Source organism: Photorhabdus aegyptia (genome assembly GCF_000612035.1).
In the GTDB taxonomy this organism is placed as follows: Bacteria; Pseudomonadota; Gammaproteobacteria; order Enterobacterales; family Enterobacteriaceae; genus Photorhabdus; species Photorhabdus akhurstii.
This window is the reverse complement of the sequence record NZ_JFGV01000067.1, coordinates 1-22,679: the sequence shown is the minus strand read 5'-3', so window position 1 is coordinate 22,679 and position 22,679 is coordinate 1. Positions and strand designations below refer to the sequence as shown.

The window sequence follows — 22,679 nt, the reverse complement described above, 5'->3', positions numbered from 1 at the left end:
CATAATCAAGCAATACCTTAGCCTTGTGTTTGAGAGAATGTCGAAGAAATGAATCAAAATAATAAACGCCGTACCCTCCTTTTCCGTGTAGCGCTGGTCTCTATTGCCATCGCTGCCGCTATATTTTTCTGGTACCAACTTAAAATCCCTCAACAACCCAGTCCATCGGAGCAACCCTCTGGTTTAAAGCATCCCCCGTTACCCCCGGTACAGGTCGCCACAGCAAAAGAGCAAGCAGTCCCTCGCTTTCTGACCGGGCTTGGCACCATTCAAGCCGCCAATACCGCCACAGTCACCAGCCGGGTTGAAGGTCAGCTTATCGCTTTGCACTTTCAGGAAGGGCAACAAATTAAACAAGGGGATTTACTGGCGGAAATTGATCCGCGTCCTTTTCAGGTTCAGCTAGCACAAGCCAAAGGCCAACTTGCTAAAGATGAAGCAATATTGGCGAATGCCCGTCAGGATCTCAATCGCTACCAGAAATTGGCAAACACTCACCTGATTTCCCAACAAGAAATGGATAATCAACGTGCACTTGTCCGCCAACACGAAGCCAGTCTAAAAGTTGATCAAGCAGCAATTGATAGCGCAAAACTTCAACTCACTTACAGCCGTATTACGGCGCCTATTTCCGGTAAAGTGGGCTTGAAGCAGATCGATGTAGGAAATTTTATCTCCAGTGGCAACAACTCTCCTATTGTGGTGATTACTCAAACCGATCCGGTAGATGTGCTGTTTTCACTCCCTGAAAACGATATCAATGCTGTTTTACAAGCTCAGAAAGCGAATCATAACGTCGTTGTTAGCGCCTGGGATCGCAATAACCAGCAACAACTTGCCGAAGGAAAATTGTTGAGCATTGATAATCAAATTGATGCCGCTACCGGTACAATTAAACTGAAAGCCCGTTTTTCCAATCAAGATAGCGTCTTATTCCCAAATCAGTTCGTTAATGTCCGAATTAAAGTCGATACACTGGAAAACGCAGTGGTGATCCCAAATGCTGCTTTGCAAATGGGTAATGAAGGGAATTTTGTCTGGATGTTAGGCAAAGAGAATAAAGTCAGCAAGCATCTGGTCACGGTCAAATTGCAGGATACAAAACGCGTTGTTATCAGTACCGGCTTGGCAGCAGGTGATAAAGTGGTCACTGATGGTATCGATCGCCTGACAGATGGCGCTAAAGTGGATATTGTCACACCGATAGTAAATAACCCTCAACCGCAAAAACACGACAAAGCGGAGAATTCCTGATGCAGGTAAGCTCCCTAATCCCAGGAGGCGGACCATCACGCCTGTTCATCTTGCGACCCGTTGCCACCACGCTGTTTATGGCAGCAATTCTGCTGGCAGGTATTATCGGCTATCGCATGCTGCCGGTGTCTGCATTACCGGAAGTGGACTATCCCACTATTCAGGTTGTCACACTCTACCCCGGCGCAAGCCCCGATGTGATGACTTCGGCAGTCACCGCACCACTGGAACGTCAACTCGGGCAAATGTCCGGTCTTAAACAGATGGCATCCCAAAGTTCCGGCGGAGCTTCCGTTATCACATTGCAATTCCAACTGACTTTGCCGTTAGATGTCGCCGAGCAGGAAGTGCAGGCAGCCATTAACGCAGCCAGTAATTTACTGCCGAATGACCTTCCTTACCCTCCTATTTACAGCAAGGTTAACCCCGCTGATCCGCCTATTTTAATGCTGGCAGTCACCTCCGATGCAATGCCAATGACACAAATTCAAGATATGGTGGAAACCCGTATTGCACAGAAAATTTCCCAGGTCAACGGTGTAGGATTGGTGACACTCGCCGGCGGCCAACGACCAGCCGTCAGAGTGAAGTTAAACGCTCAAGCAGTCGCGGCACAGGGATTGGATAGCGAAACGATCCGCACTGCAATCAACAACGCTAACGTTAACTCCGCCAAAGGCAGCCTTGATGGTCCGACCCGTTCCGTCACGCTTTCAGCTAACGATCAAATGAAATCAGTCAATGATTACCGCAACTTGATCGTTGCCTATAAAAACGGATCACCGGTACGGTTGCAAGATGTCGCAACCATTGAACAAGGCGCAGAAAACACCAAACTCGGCGCATGGTCAAATAACAAACAAGCCATTGTGATTAATGTTCAGCGCCAGCCCGGCGCCAATGTCATTGAAACCACAGATAATATTCGTCAGATGTTGCCGGAACTCATCAGCAGCTTGCCTAAATCCGTCGAGATGAAAATCTTGACTGACCGCACGACAACCATTCGTGCTTCTGTGAAAGATGTTCAGTTTGAACTGTTACTAGCAATTGCACTGGTTGTTATGGTGATTTACCTGTTTTTACGCAACGGTATTGCAACACTCATTCCCAGTATCGCTGTTCCTCTTTCACTGATTGGTACATTCGCAGTGATGTATTTCTGCGGTTTCTCCGTCAATAACCTGACGCTAATGGCGCTCACCATTGCCACCGGTTTTGTCGTGGATGACGCCATTGTGGTGATTGAAAATATCTCTCGTTATATAGAACAAGGCGAGAAACCGATGACAGCAGCATTGAAAGGTGCGGGTGAAATCGGTTTTACCATTATCTCCCTGACTTTCTCTTTGATTGCGGTGCTAATCCCGCTGCTTTTTATGGGCGATATCGTTGGCCGCCTGTTTCGTGAGTTTGCGATTACCCTAGCCGTGGCAATTCTGATTTCAGCCATTGTCTCGCTGACATTAACCCCCATGATGTGCGCTCGAATACTGAAACCGGAATCACAGATAAAACACAATCGTTTTGAACAAGCCAGTGAACGCTTTTTTGAACAAATGATCACCGGTTATGCCGTATGGCTAAAAAGAGCGCTGAACCATCCGTGGATCACATTCGGCATCGCCCTAAGCACATTGGCGCTAACTGTCCTGCTTTATCTGGTGATTCCAAAAGGATTTTTTCCATCGCAAGACAATGGGCTGATTCAGGGAACACTTGAAGCGCCGCAATCCATTTCCTTTGCTGCAATGGTAGATAAACAGCAGCAAGTTTCATCTTTATTACTGCAAGACCCGGCAGTAGAAAATATCACCACCTTTGTCGGTATTGATGGCAGTAACCCAACATTGAATAACGGGAGACTGCAAATCACACTAAAACCACTGAATCAGCGTGATGACAGAATCGTTGACATTATTCCGCGTTTGCAGGAAAAAGTTGCCGCTATACCCGGCATAAAGCTCTATCTGCAACCGATACAAGATTTGACGATTGACACTCAGGTTACCCGTACCCAATACCAATTCACTTTGCAGGCAACCTCTCTCGATGAACTGAGTATCTGGGTGCCAAAATTATTGTCTGAATTAAAACAGAGAACAGAACTGGTTGATATCAGCAGCGACTGGCAAGATCAGGGGCTAATTGCTTACGTTAAAGTAGACCGAGACACTGCCAGCCGATTGGGTATCTCAATGGCCGCTATAGATAACGCACTCTACAACGCGTTCGGCCAGCGGCTAATTTCAACCATTTATACCCAGGCTAATCAATATCGGATCATCTTGGAACATGATGTAACATCGACTCCAGGGCTGGCAGCATTTGATAACATCCGCCTTAATGGAACTGACGGCCACATCGTACCTCTCAGAGCCATTGCGACTATTGAGCAACGATTTGGCCCACTGGCAATCAATCATCTCGCTCAATTTCCCTCAGCGACATTTTCTTTCAACGTTGCCGAAGATGCTTCTCTCGAACAGGCGGTTAACGCTGTTCGTAATGCAGCACAATTGATCAAAATGCCCAAAGACATTTCTACTCAATTTCAGGGAACAACGCTGGCATTTGAAAGCGCACTGGGCAATACATTGTGGCTAATCGCGGCTGCCATTATCGCTATGTATATCGTGCTAGGCATATTGTATGAAAGCTTCATCCATCCGGTGACAATCCTTTCCACGTTGCCGACAGCAGGAGTGGGTGCACTACTGGCGTTAATGATGGCAGGTCAGGAACTGGATGTCATTGCGATCATCGGCATTATCTTGTTGATAGGTATTGTGAAGAAAAATGCCATCATGATGATCGATTTCGCGCTGGCGGCAGAACGCGAACAGGGATTATCGCCTTACGAAGCCATCTATCAAGCGTGTTTATTACGTTTCCGCCCGATTCTGATGACCACAATGGCAGCGTTGCTTGGAGCACTCCCCTTAATGCTCAGCACCGGTGTAGGCGCTGAATTACGTCGGCCTCTGGGTATCTGTATGGTAGGTGGACTGATTATGAGCCAGATCCTGACGTTGTTTACTACGCCGGTGATCTATTTACTGTTTGACCGGTTGGCACACTATCGCCGCAATCGCCAGCTATCAACCCCAGGCACTTCATCTATTGATCATCAGGAGCCGCGGTGAAATTTTTTGCCTTATTTATCCAACGTCCTGTTGCCACCACGCTATTGAGTTTAGCCATAACCCTATGCGGGGTATTAGGATTTACCTTGTTGCCGGTTTCTCCTTTACCGCAAGTGGATTTTCCGGTGATCTCCGTTTACGCCTCATTACCGGGCGCTTCACCGGAGACAATGGCCTCATCTGTCGCTACGCCACTGGAGCACGCCCTAGGTCGAATTGCCGGAGTCAATGAAATGACCTCCAGCAGCTCCCTTGGCAATACCGATATCACACTTGAATTTGACCTCAATCGTGATATTAACAGCGCAGCACGGGATGTACAGGCAGCACTGAATGCCGCTCAAAGTCTGCTACCTTCTGGTATGCCTAGCAGGCCGCGTTACTACAAAGTCAACCCGACTGACGCCCCGATTATGATCCTCACATTGACTTCTGATACCTATAATCAAGGGCAACTTTATGATTTTGCCTCTACTCAACTGGCTCAGAAAATCGCCCAGGTTGAAGGCGTTAGTGAAGTCTCTGTTGGCGGCAGTTCATTACCCGCAGTCAGAGTTGAATTGAATCCTGGCGCCCTATTTCATCAGGGAGTTTCGCTAGATGCGGTACGCAAAGCTATCAGCAATGCCAATGTTCGTCGTCCACAAGGATATGTGGATTCCGATCAGCAACACTGGCAAGTCCAAACTAATGATGAATTAAAAACCGCCGAAAGCTATCGCCCGATCATCGTTCACTACAACAACAATTCACCGGTACGATTACAGGATGTAGCAAATGTAAAAGATTCCGTTCAGAATGTCAGAGCTGCCGGAATGTCTGGCGGTGAACCGGCTATTTTGTTGATCATTCGCCGTGAAGCTGGCGCGAATATTATTGCCACAGTAAATCGTATCCGTGAACAATTACCGGCATTACGTGAATCTATTCCTGCCAGTATTCAGCTTAAAGTTTCTCAAGATCGCACACCAACTATTCGTGCTTCATTAGCAGAAGTAGAACGTGCATTGGTGATTGCTATCGGGCTAGTCATTCTGGTGGTGTTCCTGTTTTTGCGTTCCGGTCGCGCAACATTAATCCCTGCCATCGCGGTACCGGTTTCACTCATTGGCACCTTTACCGCCATGTATCTGTGCGGTTTCAGTTTGAACAATCTTTCCTTAATGGCGCTAACAGTTGCCACAGGATTTGTGGTGGATGATGCGATTGTGGTACTGGAGAATATTTCCCGCCACCTTGAAGCAGGTATAAAACCCATACAAGCGGCACTACAAGGTGTTCGGGAGGTAGGCTTTACAGTCCTCTCGATGAGTATTTCGTTGGTAGCAGTCTTTATCCCGCTTCTGCTTATGGATGGATTGGTTGGTCGGCTGTTCCGTGAATTTGCTATTACTTTAACCACCTCAATCGGCATCTCATTATTGGTTTCTTTAACACTAACGCCAATGATGTGCGCTCATTTACTAAAATCTCAACGTCCCAAAGCACAAAAGAAAATACGGGGATTTGGTAAAGTTCTGCTGAAAATTCAGCAAATTTACGGACGCTCTCTGATGTGGGTTCTTAATCATAGCCGTTGGGTATTGCTAATTTTGGCTGGCATCATTGCTCTAAATATTTGGCTCTATATTAATATCCCCAAAACTTTCTTCCCAGAGCAGGATACCGGTCGGTTGCTAGGGTTTGTTCGGGCAGACCAAAGTATCTCCTTCCAATCTATGCGTGAAAAAATGAAAAATTTCATGCAGACGATCAATGCAGATCCTACGGTAGACAGTGTTATCGGTTTTACCGGTGGTGGGCGGGTAAATAATGGCTTTATGTTTATCTCTCTGAAACCATTAAAAGAGCGCTCAGAAAGCGCTGAACAGATTATTTCACGCCTGAGAGTTAAACTTGCCAATGAACCGGGGGCAAATCTGTTTCTCATTCCGGTACAAGATATTAGGGCAGGCGGTCGTCAGGCTAATGCTAGCTATCAATTTACATTGCTGGCAGATGATCTAAATGATCTTCGCAAATGGGAACCTGTTATCCGTAAGGCATTAGGGCAATTGCCCCAACTAACAGACGTGAATTCGGATAAAGAGGATAAAGGAGCTGAAATGGCAATAATCTATGACCGCGATACCATGTCTCGTCTGGGCATTAATGTTAGTGAAGCCAATAGCCTGTTGAATAATGCTTTTGGTCAGCGACAAATATCCACTATTTATCAACCACTTAATCAGTACAAGGTTGTGATGGAAGTTGCACCAGAATATACACAGGATGTCAGCGCACTGGAAAAAATGTTTGTGATTAACAATCAAGGAAAAGCTATTCCACTCTCCTATTTTGCCCATTGGCAACCGGCTAACGCTCCGCTAAGTGTCAATCATCAAGGGCTTTCTGCTGCTTCAACCATTGCTTTCAATGTATCGGAAGGCTATACCCTCTCTGATGCTGTCAATGCGATTGAAAGAACCATGACTGAACTTAGTGTACCCTCAACAGTTCGCGGCACTTTTGCTGGTACCGCCCAGATTTTCCAGGAAACCCAGAAATCCCAATTATTCTTGATTCTGGCCGCCATTATTACCGTCTATCTGGTGCTAGGGATATTGTACGAAAGTTATATCCATCCATTGACTATTCTCTCAACCCTGCCTTCTGCCGGCATTGGCGCCCTACTGGCATTGGAACTGTTTGACACACCATTCAGCCTGATAGCATTAATAGGCATCATGTTATTGATTGGTATCGTGAAAAAGAACGCCATTATTATGGTGGATTTTGCTATTGAAGCTCAACGTAACGGTAATATCCGTCCCCGTGATGCCATATTCCAAGCCAGCCTGCTACGTTTCCGCCCAATTCTGATGACCACACTAGCCGCCTTATTTGGCGCTCTGCCACTGGTTTTGAGTAGTGGCGACGGTGCGGAATTACGCCAACCTTTAGGAATAACTATTGTAGGTGGTTTGGTCATGAGTCAGCTTTTAACACTATATACCACACCGGTGGTCTATCTCTGTTTTGATCGACTAAGGGAAAAGTGGCAACAACGGCGTACCGCCAGACAAGTTATGGAGCCATTATGAAACTAGGCATCAGTGGTAAACTGTTTATGGCCATCTTCGCCACTTGTATGCTGGTACTCGTCACCATGCACTGGGGAGTAAGAAGCAGCTTCCAGCATGGTTTTATTGGTTATATCAAACAAAATATCCAGTTACGTACCGCTATGTTAGCCGAAGCACTAGCTGAACAATATCAACAATATGGTAGCTGGAAATTCTTAAAGAGGAATGACCGGGTAATTTTTCAAATCATTCGTTCCATTGAACAAACCAGTGAAAGTTATCAAGGTCCACCCCCTCGCGGCTGGCGAACTCAATTTTGGGTAGTAGACAGTAACATGAAACTGCTGGTCGGTCATGAAGGTAGAATCCCGGCAGAGACCTATCGCAAACCAATCCTCTATCATCATCAAGTCGTTGGCTGGGTCATTGTCAGCACATCAGATAAAATTACCCGTCAAGCTGACATCAGTTTTGATCGCCAACAGCAACTGACAAGCTGGATCATTGCCGGTTTATCTACCTTGCTGGCAATCATAGCCACGCTATTATTGTCCCGCGGTATGTTAAAACCCGTTAAACGTTTGGTTGAAGGGACGCATAAACTGGCCGCCGGCGATTTCAGCGCCCGAGTCACACCATCAAGTAAAGATGAAATTGGTCAGCTTGCCCACAATTTTAACCAGCTCGCCAGTACCCTGGAAAAAAACGAGCAGATGCGTCGCGATTATATGGCCGATATTTCTCATGAACTGCGCACCCCCCTTTCTATATTGCGCGGTGAATTGGAAGCGTTACAGGATGGTGTTCACAAACCCACCCCAGAAACGCTCAATTCGTTATTAACTGAAATTACTACATTGACCAAACTGGTTGATGATCTACACCAACTATCTTTATCCGATCGCGGGGCACTGGCATACCGGAAAGAACTTATCAATATCAGTGAGTTAATTCAGGCTGCTATCGCATCTTATCGTGGACGTTTCCTTGATAAGCAAATCCAGATAGATATTAAACTTCCTGAAACTATGATGGTATTTGCCGACCCAAGCAGATTGACTCAGTTATTTCATAATTTACTGGAAAACAGTCTTCGCTATACCGCTGATAATGGAAAATTAATCATTAAAGGTTGTTCTAACGATCACCACTTCATTCTGAATTGGGAGGACAGTAAGCCCGGTTTGTCACCAGAGCAATGCCAACGGGTTTTTGAACGGTTCTACCGTAGTGAATCCTCACGAAACCGTGCCAGTGGTGGATCAGGGCTTGGGTTAGCTATTTGCTATAACATTGTTGAAGCACATAGCGGCACAATCCATGCTGAACCCTCACCTTTAGGTGGTCTGAGAATTATCGTAGAATTGCCGCTAACTAAATCCCTCGACGGCGAAACGCTATGAGTACAGAATTTGAACATTATACTGTTTTGATTGTTGAAGATGAGCCAAAACTTGGCCAATTGCTAGTTGATTACCTACGAGCGGCTGATTACGAAACCCAGTGGCTATTGCGGGGTGATGAAGCTGTCTCCCATGTACAGCAACACAATCCAGATATTATTTTGCTGGATCTGATGCTTCCAGGCTGCGATGGCATATCTATCTGTCGGGAAATTCGCCGCTTTTCTGACGTACCGATCATTATGGTCACTGCCAAAACGGAAGAAATTGACCGTTTACTTGGATTGGAAATTGGGGCAGATGATTATATTTGTAAACCTTACAGTCCACGTGAAATTGTCGCGCGAGTTAAAACGATTCTTCGTCGCTGTTACCGACCGCAAGATATTGTCAAGCAAAGCGATCTGCAAATTGACGAGGGCTGCTTCCAAGCGCGTTACCGCGATAAAATATTGGATTTGACCCCAGTTGAATTCCGGTTATTAAAAACGATGGCAAGTCGCCCAGGTCAAGTATTTTCCCGCGATAAGTTACTGAATAATCTGTATGACGATCACCGAATCGTGACAGACCGTACTATTGATAGCCACATTAAAAATTTACGCCGTAAATTGGAACAACTGGACAACAGTAAAACATTCATTCGTTCTATTTATGGACTTGGGTACCGATGGGAAGCAGATATATGCCGTTTGTTATAACTGTCACACTTTAACTGAATTAAATTTCTCTCAACCTTTCACCGGTCAGAAATTCAGCTATATTAAAAATACTTACCTTTAATTGGAGGAATTTCTTATGGCTATAGGTCATTATGATCTTAAGAGAACAAAAAACAAGCAGTATTACTTCAATTTAAAAGCATCGAACGGTGAAGTTATCCTTACCAGTGAAATGTACACCACCAAGGCAGCAGCGAATAAAGGAATTCGTTCTGTCCAGGCAAATTCACCGGCAGAAAAAAACTTCGAAATCAGAGAAAACAAATCTGGCAAGTCCTATTTCGTGCTAAAAGCGAGAAATTATCAAGTTATCGGCATCAGCGAATCTTACGATAATGAAGTCGCGGCCAAAAAAGGCATTCAATCTGCGATTAAGCATGGCCCTAGCATCAATGTCCGAGATTTAACAAAGTCAGAATGATATTTTTTCATGGTAAACCGTACCTTATCAGTTGAAAGTTACTGTCAATTGATAAGGTGCGCTTCATCGATCACGTTCTTAGTTGATCAATAGAATCGAACAATTCATGCCAATAAATTTGTGTCCCTAACAAATTAAGCGTTAGAATCCCCATCTTATCCTTACTTTTTATAGTGAAAACTAATCTCAACTCAAATCGAGAATTTTTTAACCATGTTTACTCCAGAATTACTTTCCCCTGCCGGTTCGCTGAAAAATATGCGCTATGCTTTTGCCTATGGCGCAGACGCTGTATATGCCGGTCAACCACGTTACAGCCTGCGCGTCCGCAATAATGAATTTAATCACGAAAATCTGGCACTCGGCATTAAAGAAGCTCATGAACTTGGTAAACGCTTTTATGTTGTGGTCAATATTGCACCTCACAATGCCAAACTGAAAACTTTTATCCGTGATCTAAAACCTGTCATTGATATGGGACCAGATGCTCTCATTATGTCCGATCCCGGACTGATCATGATGGTTCGTGAAGCTTTTCCTACAATGGAAATTCATCTTTCCGTTCAAGCTAACGCAGTTAACTGGGCAACAGTAAAATTCTGGCAACAAATGGGGCTGACGCGGGTCATTCTTTCCCGAGAACTTTCTCTCGATGAAATTAACGAGATTCGCCAGCAGGTTCCCGGTATGGAACTGGAAGTTTTCGTACATGGCGCATTGTGTATGGCCTATTCCGGTCGTTGCCTGTTGTCCGGCTACATTAATAAACGAGATCCCAACCAAGGAACCTGCACTAATGCCTGCCGTTGGGAATATCATGTTCAAGAAGGCAAAGAAGATGATATCGGTAATATTGTGCATATGCATGAACCTATACCGACAAAAAATATCGAGCCAACATTGGGAACAGGCACACCAACAGATAAAGTATTTACGTTCGAAGAAGCAAAACGCCCTGGTGAATATATGTCAGCTTTCGAAGATGAACATGGTACTTACATCATGAATTCTAAAGATTTACGTGCAGTTGAGCATGTTGAGCGATTAACCAAAATGGGCGTCCACTCTTTAAAAATCGAAGGGCGGACAAAATCCTTCTACTACTGCGCTCGCACAGCACAAGTTTACCGTCGAGCCATTGATGATGCCGTTGCAGGGAAACCTTTTGATCCAACGCTGCTAACAACGTTAGAAGGGCTCGCTCATCGTGGCTATACCGAAGGATTTTTGCGCCGTCATACCCATGATGCCTATCAGACTTATGAATATGGCTACTCGATATCCGATACACAACAATTTGTTGGTGAATTTACGGGTGAACGAATCAACGGATTAGCTGAAGTTGCTGTCAAAAATAAATTCATGATCGGAGACCGTCTCGAATTAATGACGCCATCAGGCAATATCCAGTTTACATTGGAAGCAATGCAGGATAAAAAAGGCCAACCAATGGAAGTTGCTCCTGGAGATGGGTATATTGTCTACTTGCCAATTCCTAAACAAATCGATATTAATTATGCCTTATTAATACGTAATCTAAATGGTATTAATTCTCAATCTGCTCAAACGAACTGAAACTCAGACAAATAATCATCAATATCCCCTCTTTATGAGGATATATTTCTTTTTTTAGAAACAGATCACATCAATACTATTTTATTTACCGTAGTATTGTTGGCGAAAAATAAAAAATTAAAAAAGTTTTACAGTAAGACTAGGAACCACCTCCTTGGCCGGCTCAATCTCCCTTGAGCTGGCCTTTTCTTTTTTCCTTCGAGAAATAAAATCAACAAGTTACAAAATTCATTTACATGATTAATTAAATAGAGAAATTTAACTATTAAAGCAATGAATATTTATATTAATGTGTTTCTTATACCTGCATCTTAATAAGAGAATATTTCTACTTATTGAAATATCACACTATCTAAAGAAATGTAATTAAAATTTTCCACTGTTCAATGATTCAGGAAATTCATCATATTTAGACCAAATATTATACAACTTGATAGAATTAATCAGGTGAAAATTATGAGAACAGATAATTACAATTTACTTATTGTTGAAACTATTAGTTCAAACATTTAGCTGACTATACCAACTTAACAACTCAAAATGGATTATGATTTATATACCCACAATATGAGCAAGGAAAAAATAGCCAAATCACTCCAGAGCTGATAAACAACAGCGCAGTATATGTTGCCCTCCCATAAAGATGAAATTTAATGCCGCAACAGAAGCTACTCAGTAAACCAAAAAACTATAGAAACCCATTTTTACACCGAACCAGCATGAAAAATATCACCTAACAATAACATCAGGAAAAATTAGCTTAGCGAGTAACAGCAATAGACATTCAACCTTTATCTATCAAACTCTTAACCTATATCAATAGATCCAATAACTTTATAAAACATCGTTTGCAAACAAATTACTAAAGAAGAAATGTAATAAGAAATCACTCTTGGCAAATGAAAGAAACCTAAATGTCACTATTGGTAATAAAAACATGAGAAATTTTCTACCTGTGACAAAATCAAATTATATTGATGTATTTTTCAATTAGTTAATTAATGGATAAATACAAGTTAAAACTAAGAATTTAGTATAATTATTATTTTATATTATTATCACTTTTAAGAAAGAATAAATAACCATATTGACCGTTGCTTACAGAATTATGTGGATTTAAAAACATTGATGCCAAAAATGGTTATTTATCATGTACAATATTGAAACATGGTTATAACTCAATTGACAAAATAAAAAATTATTAACACGAACAATTAAAACCAATTAAATTTATATCAATAGCTGTAAATAAAATATGAACACCTAACCTTGTAAAACTCATTTAAATAATAGAAAAACATATTGTATCTTTATAAAAGACTCATGTAATAAAACATTAAGTTTAGCGATATAAATAGTAAAATATAAAGAATGACTTTATTTATCGGTTAATTAAATCACGCAAACAATGAAACAATTTAATATTAATCAATGAGTTATTTATTGAGAATGATAAATTAACATTAGTTTTTACTCCAAAATCACCTAACAATCTTATCAATTCTATCCAACAATATTGTAATATTATAAATCAATAAAGAACAATAACTAAAGGATTAATTATTTCATAAATAAAAAGGCACTAATAGATAGAGATTTACGATAATAAATTTATTTCCTTTTTTTTGATATTGATAAATAGAAATAGTTAAATTTATAATATATAATCTGCATAGATAAAAACCTAAAATAAATAAAATATAAATTATTTTTCCCGAAACTTTATAGAAAAAATAATATATATCCAATCTATAATGAAAACATTTCATTGTTGAATAATAAAAGCAAAGGAAATATTAACAATATCAACAAAGACGATCAGTTTAACTATATTGATATTGCAATTTATCAAAACCTAATCAATATCAATGTCATAAATACAATGAATAATTTATTCTTTATCAGTATTAAATCTCATACATCTCTTTATCTTATCCAAGAAAATTGTCTGCTAGCAAGCAATAAGAATTACAAAAATATATAACCCAACACATAAAGAGCTTACGCTTTCGCCCCTATATCCCCTAAAGAATGGTCATGTCACTCTTGCGCTAAATAGCCACTTTCCAAGTAATAAAATTCTCTTTATCCCCCCCACCTGAAGCGATCCACTACCACTTCCCTCCCAATACAACTTGTTATCCTAAAAAGGATAAATGACAATCAATGATATCTTTTCATAACTGGAGTAAAACATGACTGATATCGCTAAGTTGTTAGGCAAAGATGCGGACAGTTTATTGCAACATCGTTGTAATACCATCCCAAGTGAAAATCTCTATCTGCCAGGCTCCGATTTTGTTGACCGAGTAATGATCGACAATAACCGACCCAATACAGTTTTGCGCTCCATGCAAACATTGTTAAATCATGGTCGTCTTGGAGGCACTGGTTATTTATCTATTTTGCCGGTGGACCAAGGAGTAGAACATTCTGCTGCCGCTTCTTTTGCAGCAAATCCTCTCTATTTCGATCCCAAAAATATCGTTGAACTGGCTATCGAAGCCGGCTGTAACTGTGTTGCCTCTACTTATGGCGTGTTATCCTCTGTTTCTCGTCGTTATGCTCATAAGATCCCATTTTTGGTTAAACTGAACCACAATGAAGCACTGAGCTATCCCGCCCAATATGATCAAACTTTATATGCCAGTGTTGAACAAGCATTTGAGATGGGTGCCGTTGCCGTTGGCGCAACGATTTACTTTGGCTCTATTGAATCACGGCGTCAAATTGAGGAAATTTCAGCCGCCTTTAAACGGGCGCATGAATTGGGCATGGTAACGGTATTGTGGGCCTACCTGCGTAATTCTGCCTTCAAAAAAGAGGGAGTAGATTATCACTCCAGTGCGGACCTAACAGGTCAGGCTAACCATTTGGCCGTCACTATCGGTGCCGATATCGTTAAGCAGAAAATGGCCGAAAATAATGGCGGCTATACTGCAATTGGTTTTGGTCATACCGATAAACGTGTTTACACTCATTTGACTAGCGACCATCCTATCGATCTGGTCCGTTATCAGATAGCTAACTGCTACATGGGACGCGCCGGTATGATCAACTCAGGTGGTGCATCCGGTAATAGTGATTTGAGTGACTCCGTCCGTACCGCCGTCATTAATAAACGCGCAGGCGGCATGGGGCTAATCCTCGGTCGTAAAGCGTTCAAAAAATCCATGAAAGAGGGTATTGAACTGATTAATGCGGTTCAAGATGTCTATCTGGATAAGCAAGTGACTATCGCGTAAATCAAGCTGTCAAGCTTGTCGCCGGTGATAATGAGTAGATAGTAAGTCGCTACCAATGTTGAGTTATACTGCTCTCACAGCATAAATACCTTACTCTTCTTATTCATTATCACTTTCTCACCCAATCCCGAAAACGCCTGTCAGTTATTCTCACCACCACTGATGAAAATGGTGCACAGGCCCAATGCCTTTTCCTACCTCTAACGAGTCCGCCTGTTCTAACGCCGCCTGGAGGTATGATTTGGCAACAGGCAGGGTTGTCTGCCAATTCGAGTAACGTGGACGCAAAGCAGCTAGCGCAGCGGAGAGCGTACACCCTGTACCATGTGTATGGCGCGTATTGATTCTGGGCGCAGTAAAACGCCATTCACCCTCAACAGTAAACAGCCAATCAGGGCTTTCATGCTCTGTAAGGTGCCCGCCTTTCAGTAAAACGGCTTCGCATCCTAGCGATAATAATTCACGCCCCTGTTTTTGCATGTCCGTTTCGGTTTTTGCTACAGAGCACTTTAATATCGCTGCGGCTTCCGGCAAATTTGGCGTAATCAACGAAACCTTCGGTAATAATCGTTCAACAACCTCGGATACCGCTTCCGGCACCAGCAACGGATCGCCACTTTTCGCAATCATTACCGTATCCAATACAACATAAGGAACGGAATAACGACTTATTGCATCAGCAACAACGGCAACGTTGGCTGCATTAGATAACATGCCTATCTTAGCGCTATCAATTCTGATATCTGACAGCACAGATTCAAGCTGTGCCGCAACAAAAGTAGGATCGATATCATAAATGGATTGCACACCACAGGTATTTTGCGCAACAAGCGCTGTCATCACTGTTGTGCCATAAGCACCAAGTGCAGAGAAAGTTTTTAGGTCAGCTTGAATGCCGGCTCCGCCACTAGGATCAGTACCGGCAATTGTCAGTGAATTGATTCTCATCATAAGCACCTCTTCCAACCAGCAAGAGAAAAGCAAGTATCAGGAAAAGACACCATGACTTCCCTACGCTGGCATTATCCAGATCAGGTATTACGGGTTCATCTCAGCTCAATAAAGAGCGCCCCGAGCCAAAACAAAAACACCCTATCAGATAACCAACAGGGTGATATCGGTATGTCATTGTTGCCAGTAAAAAATCAATCAGACAACAAATTTACGTCGTCAATCCAAAATGATCGACAAAAAGAAGTTATGCTGTAGTGACGTTTGCCGCAGAAGGACCTTTCTGACCGTCCTGAATTTCAAACTCAACTTTTTGGCCTTCCGCCAGAGTTTTAAAACCCTCGCTCTGAATAGCGCTAAAATGTACAAACACATCTTTGCTACCATCAGCAGGAGTAATAAAGCCAAAACCTTTTGATTCGTTGAACCACTTTACAGTACCAGTGATTTTTGCCATTTTAAGAATTTCCTTTGGATCACTTAATTCTAATTCGCCGTTTCGGCGCAACATAAAAACTAGAGCAAGTTGCTGCTATTAACAGAACTGTATAACAGAACCGTACCTCGTTTACCCGAACGATTTATCACATATTCTTAATATGATGGCAAGCCATTTTTTATCAGCTATGGAGCTAACGCACATATTTAAAATTCTTAACAACAATTATTGTTTAACATAACTGCAAAAATTTGAAAATCCAAGGTTATCCTAATTAGCTTACAGTTTATCCACTCAACAAAACCCCAGATAACATAAAAAATTCTAATTTATTTTGCCTATCTTATTATTAGATTTTTTATATCTATTAGTATGTTCACAGAGGCCAATCTCTACTGTTTGGGTGAAAGAAAAAATCAACACACTCCCAATATTAGTCGACTAAAATATCAGTATTAAATATACCCAGTTAATACCTATCACATCTTAATATTAATTTTTCGTTTAACTTTTATTGAAAATAGCAAGAGTAGAATTCCTGAATTTAGATGTTTGTCATATTTTACGTGATGCGCAGGATCTTCCCAATTTATGTCGTCGGGAAATTTGGAGCAATAAATAATGAAGTTTGATTTAACCACAGCCTGTACCCTATCAGCCACTCTTTTAGTCTCATCTGGGACAGTGTTGGCAGCAACAGCAAATACTGCTAATAAATCATTAGCAACGACTCAATCACACACACCGCTCGGTTATAGCAACAATTCAGGTAGTTTATGGGAAAAATTCAACAATAATGTCGCTCTCACCTGGAATGCACCCGACAATGAACTTTATCTGCCGGTAATTACTTGGCATAACAGGCATACCTACGATAAAGAGAAAATCGATAGATATAATGAGCGGCCCTGGGGTTTCGGCTATGGTAAATATCGTTACGACCAAGACAATGATTGGCATTCCCTTTATGCAATGGCTTTTATGGATTCTCATAACCGTTTGGAACCCATCGTTGGCTATGGATTTCAGAAAATGTGGATACCCGGTGATTTAGATGGTTTCCGAATGGGAATCGGTTTCACTTTAAGCGTTACAGCTCGTCATGATTATTATTATGTCCCTATTCCACTGCCACTACCGTTATTCTCCATAGAATATGATCGGTTATCGCTGCAAGGGACATATATTCCCGGCACATATAATAACGGTAACGTCCTCTTCGCTTGGTTACGTTGGCAATGGTAACTGGATAAAAAATACCAGGCTGTGTAATATCAGCCTGGTATCTTCATAGCGATAATCCAAATATATGTTATCCCTGCTCCTGTGCTCTCATTTTATCACGGCGGGAACGAGACATTAAAAACCCAATCCATAACACACCCACCCAGAATGGCATCAGAATGACTGAAATACGGATGCTGTCCATCATCAAAATAATGACGAGTATAAAGGCAAGGAAAGCCAGACACAGATAATTACCGAATGGATACCAGAATGCCTTAAATGATGGCTCTATTCCCTGTTTAACTTTTTCTGCCCGGAATTTTAAATGCGCCGTACAGATCATAACCCAATTAATCACTAACGTTGTTACCACCAACGCCATCAATAATTCAAATGCTTTGCCCGGCATTACATAATTAATCAATACACCAACGGACGTTGCCAAAGCAGACACGACAATGGCTCTGATAGGAACACCACTCTCATTAACTTTTGTCAGCATCCCAGGAGCATTGCCTTGTTTTGCTAAACCGTACAGCATCCGGCTGTTACAATACACTCCGCTGTTATAAACGGATAATGCGGCAGTTAGGACAACAATATTCAGAACGTTAGCCACCCAGAAACTATCCAGGTTGTGAAAAATCATAACAAATGGGCTTTCACCTTCAACGACATTGCCCCACGGATAAAGCGACAATAACACGGTCAGAGAACCAATATAGAAAATCAATATTCTGTATACTACCTGATTGGTGGCCTTAGGAATGCTGATACGTGGATTTTCCGCTTCTGCTGCGGTAATACCCACCAGTTCCAATCCACCAAAAGAGAACATGATCACAGCCATTGCCATGATAAGGCTGGTGATGCCATTAGGCATAAAGCCGCCATGTTGCCAAAGGTTAGCGATACTGGCCTGAGGCCCGCCATTCCCGCTAACTAACAAGTAAGCGCCAAACACAATCATACAGATAATGGCGGTCACTTTAATGATGGAAAACCAAAATTCTGTTTCACCATATAACCGGACATTAATTAAATTTACCGTATTGATTAAGACAAAGAAGACGGTTGCAGAAACCCAGGTTGGAATATCAGGCCACCAGTAGTGGATATACATTCCCACAGCCGTTAATTCAGCCATGCCAACCAGAGTAAACATCGCCCAGTAATTCCAACCTGATAAAAATCCGGGAAAATCCCCCCAATATTTATACGCGAAATGACTAAACGACCCCGCTACAGGCTCCTCGACCACCATCTCTCCTAGCTGACGCATAATCAGAAATGCAATAAAGCCTGCGATAGCGTATCCTAAAATTACGGAGGGACCTGCCATTTTTATGGTTTGTGCAATACCGAGAAACAACCCAGTCCCGACAGCCCCCCCCAAAGCAATAAGTTGAATATGCCGGTTTTTTAAACCGCGTTTAAGTGTTGACCGCTGCGATTGTCCTGCCATCTTGTCCTCTTGATGCAACTTCTATCTTGTTATTAGTGGGAAAACAACCGCTTCCCCTTATCTGCTTTATTCAAAGCAAACAAAACACTAGCTTTAAAGGGTGGATATTGAAGATATATGTTAGCACAGATATATGACGGGAAAATGGCTGATGAGTATCAGCAACTAATCAGAAAGGCAGATATCGAGTCACAGAACAAATACCTGAATCAAACTTTCCCCCCTGATCACAATAGCTATCCAAAGCTAACAGATACAAGAACAGACATATTCCAAGTAATACTAAGATTGCAATGGTTTTTTTTATGTCCAATTCTATTTCCTTCAAGTTCGGTCAGAACGCAATACGTTAAGAATAAAGTTGGAAAATGATATTTTACAACAATGAAACAAGAAAAATATTCATCCTGTGCTTTCATTGCGAAAAAACCGTACCGGCAACAATATGTATGCTAACAACATATCAGAACACGTTTAAACAAATACTAACCATGTGGATTCTATTCACTATGACAAAAAAATCAATTGTCACATTCAGTTACAATCTAAATCGTGATGTCAAGGCTTTGTCATCTTTAGAAAAAGTTGTGTATACTTCCTTTCATTTTCAACCAGAACAAAATTGTTAATGCCACAGGATAATCACTTAGCACTTGTATGTGCTCTCAGCAAATGGATTGAGAATCACCTTGGCCGGGTAATCCACCTGGAAGAACTGGCAGCTTACTCCGGTTACTCGCTTTGGCACATGCAGAAAATATTTAAGGAAGTCACCGGCATTTCGCTTGGTAAATATATCCGCCAGCGACGCCTGGCCGGCGCTGTTCATCTTTTAAGAAACAGCTCTTTGCCTATTTTTGATATCGCTTTAGATTTCGGCTTCGGATCTCAGTCTCATTTCACTTACATGTTCCGCAAAGAGTATGGCATAACGCCCTATGATTTCCGGCAGAATCCAGATCTTGAACTCGAAGTTAAATTACCTCTACATTTTGCTGCCAACCGTTCGTGACACGATAGCCAGAGAACATTGAAACAGGCAATTATCCAACAAATGCAACCGTGTTTTCCGGTGAAAGATAAAGAGTTTCAACCTTTGTGTTCTGATCTTTTATTTGATGCCAGACACAATACTTCCCTCAACAAAGCTCTCTGGGTTTCATGGTTAGATGGACTAGAGAGCTCTGCTAACGGCACTTGGTTTCCGTTAACATGAGTTCGAAAAACGAACAAACCTGATGCCAGTACCTTTGGTATCTCATCCCTGATATCTTGATTCAACGGGTATCATCTGGTTTTAGTCGCTAACCAACAAACAATTGATCCTATGGTAACCATTAGCACTCCTTGCCAAAATGAAAAAGAGAGTGCCGTGCTAAGAAACAATGATGAAAAAGCGGTAGAGATGATCGGCGTGAAATAAGACAATGTAGCCAGTAATGCAACATGTCCTCTGATGATCGCAACGGTCCAAGCTGCATTCGCCACTCCCATAACCGCACCGGCAAACAATAATATGCTGACACTACGCAGATTTATCACCATTTCAGGAGGAAATGTAAAAAAATATTGAATCCATAATGCAAAAGCCGTCAGGATAAAAAATAACGACATGCCATTCTTACCTGCCGCCATTATTTTTGTAATGTTACAATACATCGCCCAAATAATTGCTCCCGCAAAAGCCAGCCCATAGCTTAACGGATTGCTCTGGATATTTCCTACCATCTGTCTGAGTGACCAGCCATTATCACCACTCATCACCCAACCGATCCCCAGAATAGACAATAATAAACCAGGATATAACCACCAGTTCACTTTCTGCTTATTAATCATCACTGTGAGTAAAACAGTAAAACCTGGCCATAGGTAGTTAACCATACCCAACTCAATTGCTTGAGCACGATTATTAGCAAAGCCTAATGCAAGTGATAAACAGATTTCATAACTGACAAACAATAGACTGCCAAGCCACAAATAGATTCTGGGGAAAGCGCTGACTTTTGGAAAGCCAATTAGCAGAATCAGAAAAATTGATCCAACAGTATAAATCAGCGCTGCGCCACCTACAGGCCCAAAATCTTCACTTACACTTCTTATCAATCCAACGATTGTACTCCACAACACAATCGCCAATATTCCATACAGAGTTGCTTTGTGTTGTTCGATCCTTGTTTTCACAGCTATTCCCATATTTATTCTTATTCTAGTTCTCTGTCATACTGAATCAAATAAATCAGTACCAGAATGATAGTGACAAAAAAATGGAAAGCATTAGATACGCCGTTCCACTGTGTGGACATCCACATCCCAAACCATTCACCACCAATTGACATGAACGCCACCTGCCAAGTCAAGAACCCCAAGGTCAGGCCAGCTATCGCAATAGTCTTCTTTTTATTAAAGACAGCAGCGTTAGATTTTAAATTCACCAGTAAATGAATACCACCAATCCAACATAACACTGCCGTTAAAGTTTCTAAAGAAATAATAACGATATAACCAATGTGGTGTAGCACCGGTGAATGAATTGCACGATAGGTAATAGTTGCATCTGGGAAAATGGTATCCATCATTAATACATGCTGTACAAATGCGAAATTAGTCGCATAGTCTGTGATATTGCCAAAAGCAGCTAATGTAGCAAACAAAGCTACTGCAAAAATCATCAAGGTTTTAGATAAGCGGATAATCATTTGTCAAGTCCCCACATAATGGTTTAAACACCCAAAAGATCATAAAGGATAAAAACTATCATATAATTTAACAATCATCACCTTATTTATACATATTTAATCATAAAATTACTTTTGAAATATTCTCATCTTAATATCTGATTCATATTTTTCTGTTCATACTATCGTTAAATCAGTTACTATCTGTCCCATTCTTATTTATCTGACTATTATTTATGAACGATTCTCTAGTGAGTTCAATAAAAAGCTATTTCAGCCAAAGATTGAGTAGAAAAGATTATATTATTAGCTTTATTAAAATAGCCGCTATTTTAGGAATATTGATCTTTCTCTCAGGTTATCTAGCAGAAAACAATTACGCAGCTCACATGCAATATGAGTTATCAGTGTGGTTATATATAATCTCTATTGGTCTATGGGCAATGTGCTCCTTCGCTACGGTTTACTATTTAATCATGAAAACAGCCTACAGATTTAATGATGTGGGGCTGTATGGTTGGCCAGTCTCTATTTTTATCTATCTGTGCAGTGTGTTACCAAACTATTTTCCCGACAAAAACAAAATGATAATATATTCACCCTTTATCAGTCTAATTGGAATTATCCTGGCATTGATTCTGCCAAAAAGGAAAAATAATAATAAAAATTAATATTTTCTCCATATCGCAAAAATTTAATTTAATTTAACTATTACTTAAGATAGTAATAGTCATTATAAAATAAAGCGACGATTATTTATATACACTGAATATTTTATTACTTAGCCATAATCTTAGTTCTTTCTCTATAGAAATAATAATGAAAGCCGCCTGATGTTAAAACAGTGATAACAGGAAAGATGTGATCAACAACTGCCGAGGTAAGACTGTCATTGCAGGTTAAAACAAAGTGAAGAAAGGCTCGAAGAATAGATCATGAAAATCTATAGAGTTAATGAGAAGAATCATGCCATAAAGGTCACTCTGATGAAGTTGTTTTTATGGCACGATCACAATGAAATATTACAAATCAAAACGGGAGTGTTAGAAATTCTGTGTCATTCCAGTAATATATCTCAAAAAGGAATGATA

The 22,679-nt window shown here is 41.3% G+C and carries 17 protein-coding genes and 1 riboswitch; of the genes, 11 read left to right on the top strand and 6 right to left on the bottom strand.

From position 1 onward, the window contains the following. Window positions 1-48: 48 nt before the first annotated feature. The 8 genes from BA1DRAFT_RS17635 to fbaB all read left to right on the top strand — a co-directional run bounded on the left by BA1DRAFT_RS17635 (window position 49) and on the right by fbaB (window position 14,831). On the top strand, window positions 49-1,254 hold the full coding sequence (locus BA1DRAFT_RS17635; RefSeq protein ID WP_036781831.1) for an MdtA/MuxA family multidrug efflux RND transporter periplasmic adaptor subunit: 1,206 nt from the start codon (window positions 49-51) through the stop codon (window positions 1,252-1,254). Continuing rightward, on the top strand, window positions 1,254-4,400 hold the full coding sequence (locus BA1DRAFT_RS17630) for an MdtB/MuxB family multidrug efflux RND transporter permease subunit (protein WP_036781829.1): 3,147 nt from the start codon (window positions 1,254-1,256) through the stop codon (window positions 4,398-4,400). Before BA1DRAFT_RS17635 ends, BA1DRAFT_RS17630 begins: the two co-directional genes overlap by 1 nt. Beyond that, complete coding sequence (gene mdtC / locus BA1DRAFT_RS17625; RefSeq protein ID WP_036781827.1) at window positions 4,397-7,483, top strand: multidrug efflux RND transporter permease subunit MdtC; 3,087 nt, start codon at window positions 4,397-4,399, stop codon at window positions 7,481-7,483. The genes BA1DRAFT_RS17630 and mdtC overlap by 4 nt, the downstream gene beginning before the upstream one ends. After that, complete coding sequence (gene baeS, locus BA1DRAFT_RS17620) at window positions 7,480-8,868, top strand: envelope stress sensor histidine kinase BaeS (RefSeq protein WP_036781825.1); 1,389 nt, start codon at window positions 7,480-7,482, stop codon at window positions 8,866-8,868. Before mdtC ends, baeS begins: the two co-directional genes overlap by 4 nt. Continuing rightward, entirely contained in the window at window positions 8,865-9,569 is a 705-nt protein-coding gene (baeR, locus tag BA1DRAFT_RS17615) for an envelope stress response regulator BaeR (protein ID WP_036781823.1), read from the top strand. The genes baeS and baeR overlap by 4 nt, the downstream gene beginning before the upstream one ends. Window positions 9,570-9,666: 97 nt before the next feature. After that, window positions 9,667-10,011 (top strand): YegP family protein, encoded by a 345-nt coding sequence (locus BA1DRAFT_RS17610; protein WP_036781821.1) that lies wholly within the window; start codon window positions 9,667-9,669, stop codon window positions 10,009-10,011. A gap of 213 nt (window positions 10,012-10,224) precedes the next feature. Further along, on the top strand, window positions 10,225-11,586 hold the full coding sequence (trhP, locus tag BA1DRAFT_RS17605) for a prephenate-dependent tRNA uridine(34) hydroxylase TrhP (RefSeq protein ID WP_036781819.1): 1,362 nt from the start codon (window positions 10,225-10,227) through the stop codon (window positions 11,584-11,586). Between the two features lie 2,195 nt (window positions 11,587-13,781). After that, a complete protein-coding gene (gene fbaB, locus BA1DRAFT_RS17595) occupies window positions 13,782-14,831 on the top strand; it encodes a class I fructose-bisphosphate aldolase (RefSeq protein WP_036781815.1) in 1,050 nt (349 codons plus the stop codon). A gap of 150 nt (window positions 14,832-14,981) precedes the next feature. On the opposite strand, the gene thiD is transcribed toward fbaB, so the two are convergent. Together thiD and cspE are read right to left on the bottom strand one after the other, a co-directional pair. Then, window positions 14,982-15,782: a bifunctional hydroxymethylpyrimidine kinase/phosphomethylpyrimidine kinase gene (gene thiD / locus BA1DRAFT_RS17590; RefSeq protein ID WP_036781813.1), complete on the bottom strand. Its 801-nt coding sequence runs from the start codon at window positions 15,780-15,782 to the stop codon at window positions 14,982-14,984. A gap of 40 nt (window positions 15,783-15,822) precedes the next feature. Then, window positions 15,823-15,915, bottom strand: a riboswitch (TPP riboswitch). 114 nt (window positions 15,916-16,029) lie between these two features. Continuing rightward, window positions 16,030-16,239 (bottom strand): transcription antiterminator/RNA stability regulator CspE, encoded by a 210-nt coding sequence (gene cspE / locus BA1DRAFT_RS17580; RefSeq protein WP_036781809.1) that lies wholly within the window; start codon window positions 16,237-16,239, stop codon window positions 16,030-16,032. 603 nt (window positions 16,240-16,842) lie between these two features. On the opposite strand from cspE, the gene pagP reads away from it, so the two are divergent. After that, complete coding sequence (pagP, locus tag BA1DRAFT_RS17575) at window positions 16,843-17,466, top strand: lipid IV(A) palmitoyltransferase PagP (protein ID WP_036781808.1); 624 nt, start codon at window positions 16,843-16,845, stop codon at window positions 17,464-17,466. Between the two features lie 67 nt (window positions 17,467-17,533). Here the strand turns inward: pagP and BA1DRAFT_RS17570 are convergent, their stop codons facing one another. Beyond that, window positions 17,534-18,913, bottom strand: coding sequence for an amino acid permease (locus tag BA1DRAFT_RS17570; protein WP_036781806.1), 1,380 nt, complete (start codon window positions 18,911-18,913; stop codon window positions 17,534-17,536). Between the two features lie 169 nt (window positions 18,914-19,082). Further along, complete coding sequence (gene mgrB, locus BA1DRAFT_RS22285; protein WP_082300881.1) at window positions 19,083-19,226, bottom strand: PhoP/PhoQ regulatory lipoprotein MgrB; 144 nt, start codon at window positions 19,224-19,226, stop codon at window positions 19,083-19,085. A 315-nt stretch (window positions 19,227-19,541) separates the two neighbouring features. Between mgrB and BA1DRAFT_RS17560 the strand changes: the two genes are divergently transcribed. Next, window positions 19,542-19,925, top strand: a complete 384-nt coding sequence (locus BA1DRAFT_RS17560) for a helix-turn-helix domain-containing protein (RefSeq protein WP_036781802.1) — start codon at window positions 19,542-19,544, stop codon at window positions 19,923-19,925. Between the two features lie 275 nt (window positions 19,926-20,200). Here the strand turns inward: BA1DRAFT_RS17560 and yddG are convergent, their stop codons facing one another. Together yddG and BA1DRAFT_RS17550 are read right to left on the bottom strand one after the other, a co-directional pair. Then, a complete protein-coding gene (gene yddG / locus BA1DRAFT_RS17555; RefSeq protein WP_036781800.1) occupies window positions 20,201-21,106 on the bottom strand; it encodes an aromatic amino acid DMT transporter YddG in 906 nt (301 codons plus the stop codon). An 8-nt stretch (window positions 21,107-21,114) separates the two neighbouring features. After that, a complete protein-coding gene (locus BA1DRAFT_RS17550) occupies window positions 21,115-21,609 on the bottom strand; it encodes a DUF2165 family protein (protein WP_036781798.1) in 495 nt (164 codons plus the stop codon). A 215-nt stretch (window positions 21,610-21,824) separates the two neighbouring features. On the opposite strand from BA1DRAFT_RS17550, the gene BA1DRAFT_RS17545 reads away from it, so the two are divergent. After that, window positions 21,825-22,259: a DUF805 domain-containing protein gene (locus tag BA1DRAFT_RS17545; RefSeq protein ID WP_036781796.1), complete on the top strand. Its 435-nt coding sequence runs from the start codon at window positions 21,825-21,827 to the stop codon at window positions 22,257-22,259. Window positions 22,260-22,679: the final 420 nt, after the last annotated feature.

Coding starts and splice junctions, on each gene's coding strand:
- BA1DRAFT_RS17635 (WP_036781831.1), top strand. CDS start 49: ATGAATCAAAATAATAAACGCCGTACCCTCCTTTTCCGTGTAGCGCTG.
- BA1DRAFT_RS17630 (WP_036781829.1), top strand. CDS start 1,254: ATGCAGGTAAGCTCCCTAATCCCAGGAGGCGGACCATCACGCCTGTTC.
- baeS (WP_036781825.1), top strand. CDS start 7,480: ATGAAACTAGGCATCAGTGGTAAACTGTTTATGGCCATCTTCGCCACT.
- baeR (WP_036781823.1), top strand. CDS start 8,865: ATGAGTACAGAATTTGAACATTATACTGTTTTGATTGTTGAAGATGAG.
- BA1DRAFT_RS17610 (WP_036781821.1), top strand. CDS start 9,667: ATGGCTATAGGTCATTATGATCTTAAGAGAACAAAAAACAAGCAGTAT.
- trhP (WP_036781819.1), top strand. CDS start 10,225: ATGTTTACTCCAGAATTACTTTCCCCTGCCGGTTCGCTGAAAAATATG.
- fbaB (WP_036781815.1), top strand. CDS start 13,782: ATGACTGATATCGCTAAGTTGTTAGGCAAAGATGCGGACAGTTTATTG.
- thiD (WP_036781813.1), bottom strand. CDS start 15,782: ATGATGAGAATCAATTCACTGACAATTGCCGGTACTGATCCTAGTGGC.
- cspE (WP_036781809.1), bottom strand. CDS start 16,239: ATGGCAAAAATCACTGGTACTGTAAAGTGGTTCAACGAATCAAAAGGT.
- pagP (WP_036781808.1), top strand. CDS start 16,843: ATGAAGTTTGATTTAACCACAGCCTGTACCCTATCAGCCACTCTTTTA.
- BA1DRAFT_RS17570 (WP_036781806.1), bottom strand. CDS start 18,913: ATGGCAGGACAATCGCAGCGGTCAACACTTAAACGCGGTTTAAAAAAC.
- BA1DRAFT_RS17560 (WP_036781802.1), top strand. CDS start 19,542: ATGCCACAGGATAATCACTTAGCACTTGTATGTGCTCTCAGCAAATGG.
- yddG (WP_036781800.1), bottom strand. CDS start 21,106: ATGGGAATAGCTGTGAAAACAAGGATCGAACAACACAAAGCAACTCTG.
- BA1DRAFT_RS17550 (WP_036781798.1), bottom strand. CDS start 21,609: ATGATTATCCGCTTATCTAAAACCTTGATGATTTTTGCAGTAGCTTTG.
- BA1DRAFT_RS17545 (WP_036781796.1), top strand. CDS start 21,825: ATGAACGATTCTCTAGTGAGTTCAATAAAAAGCTATTTCAGCCAAAGA.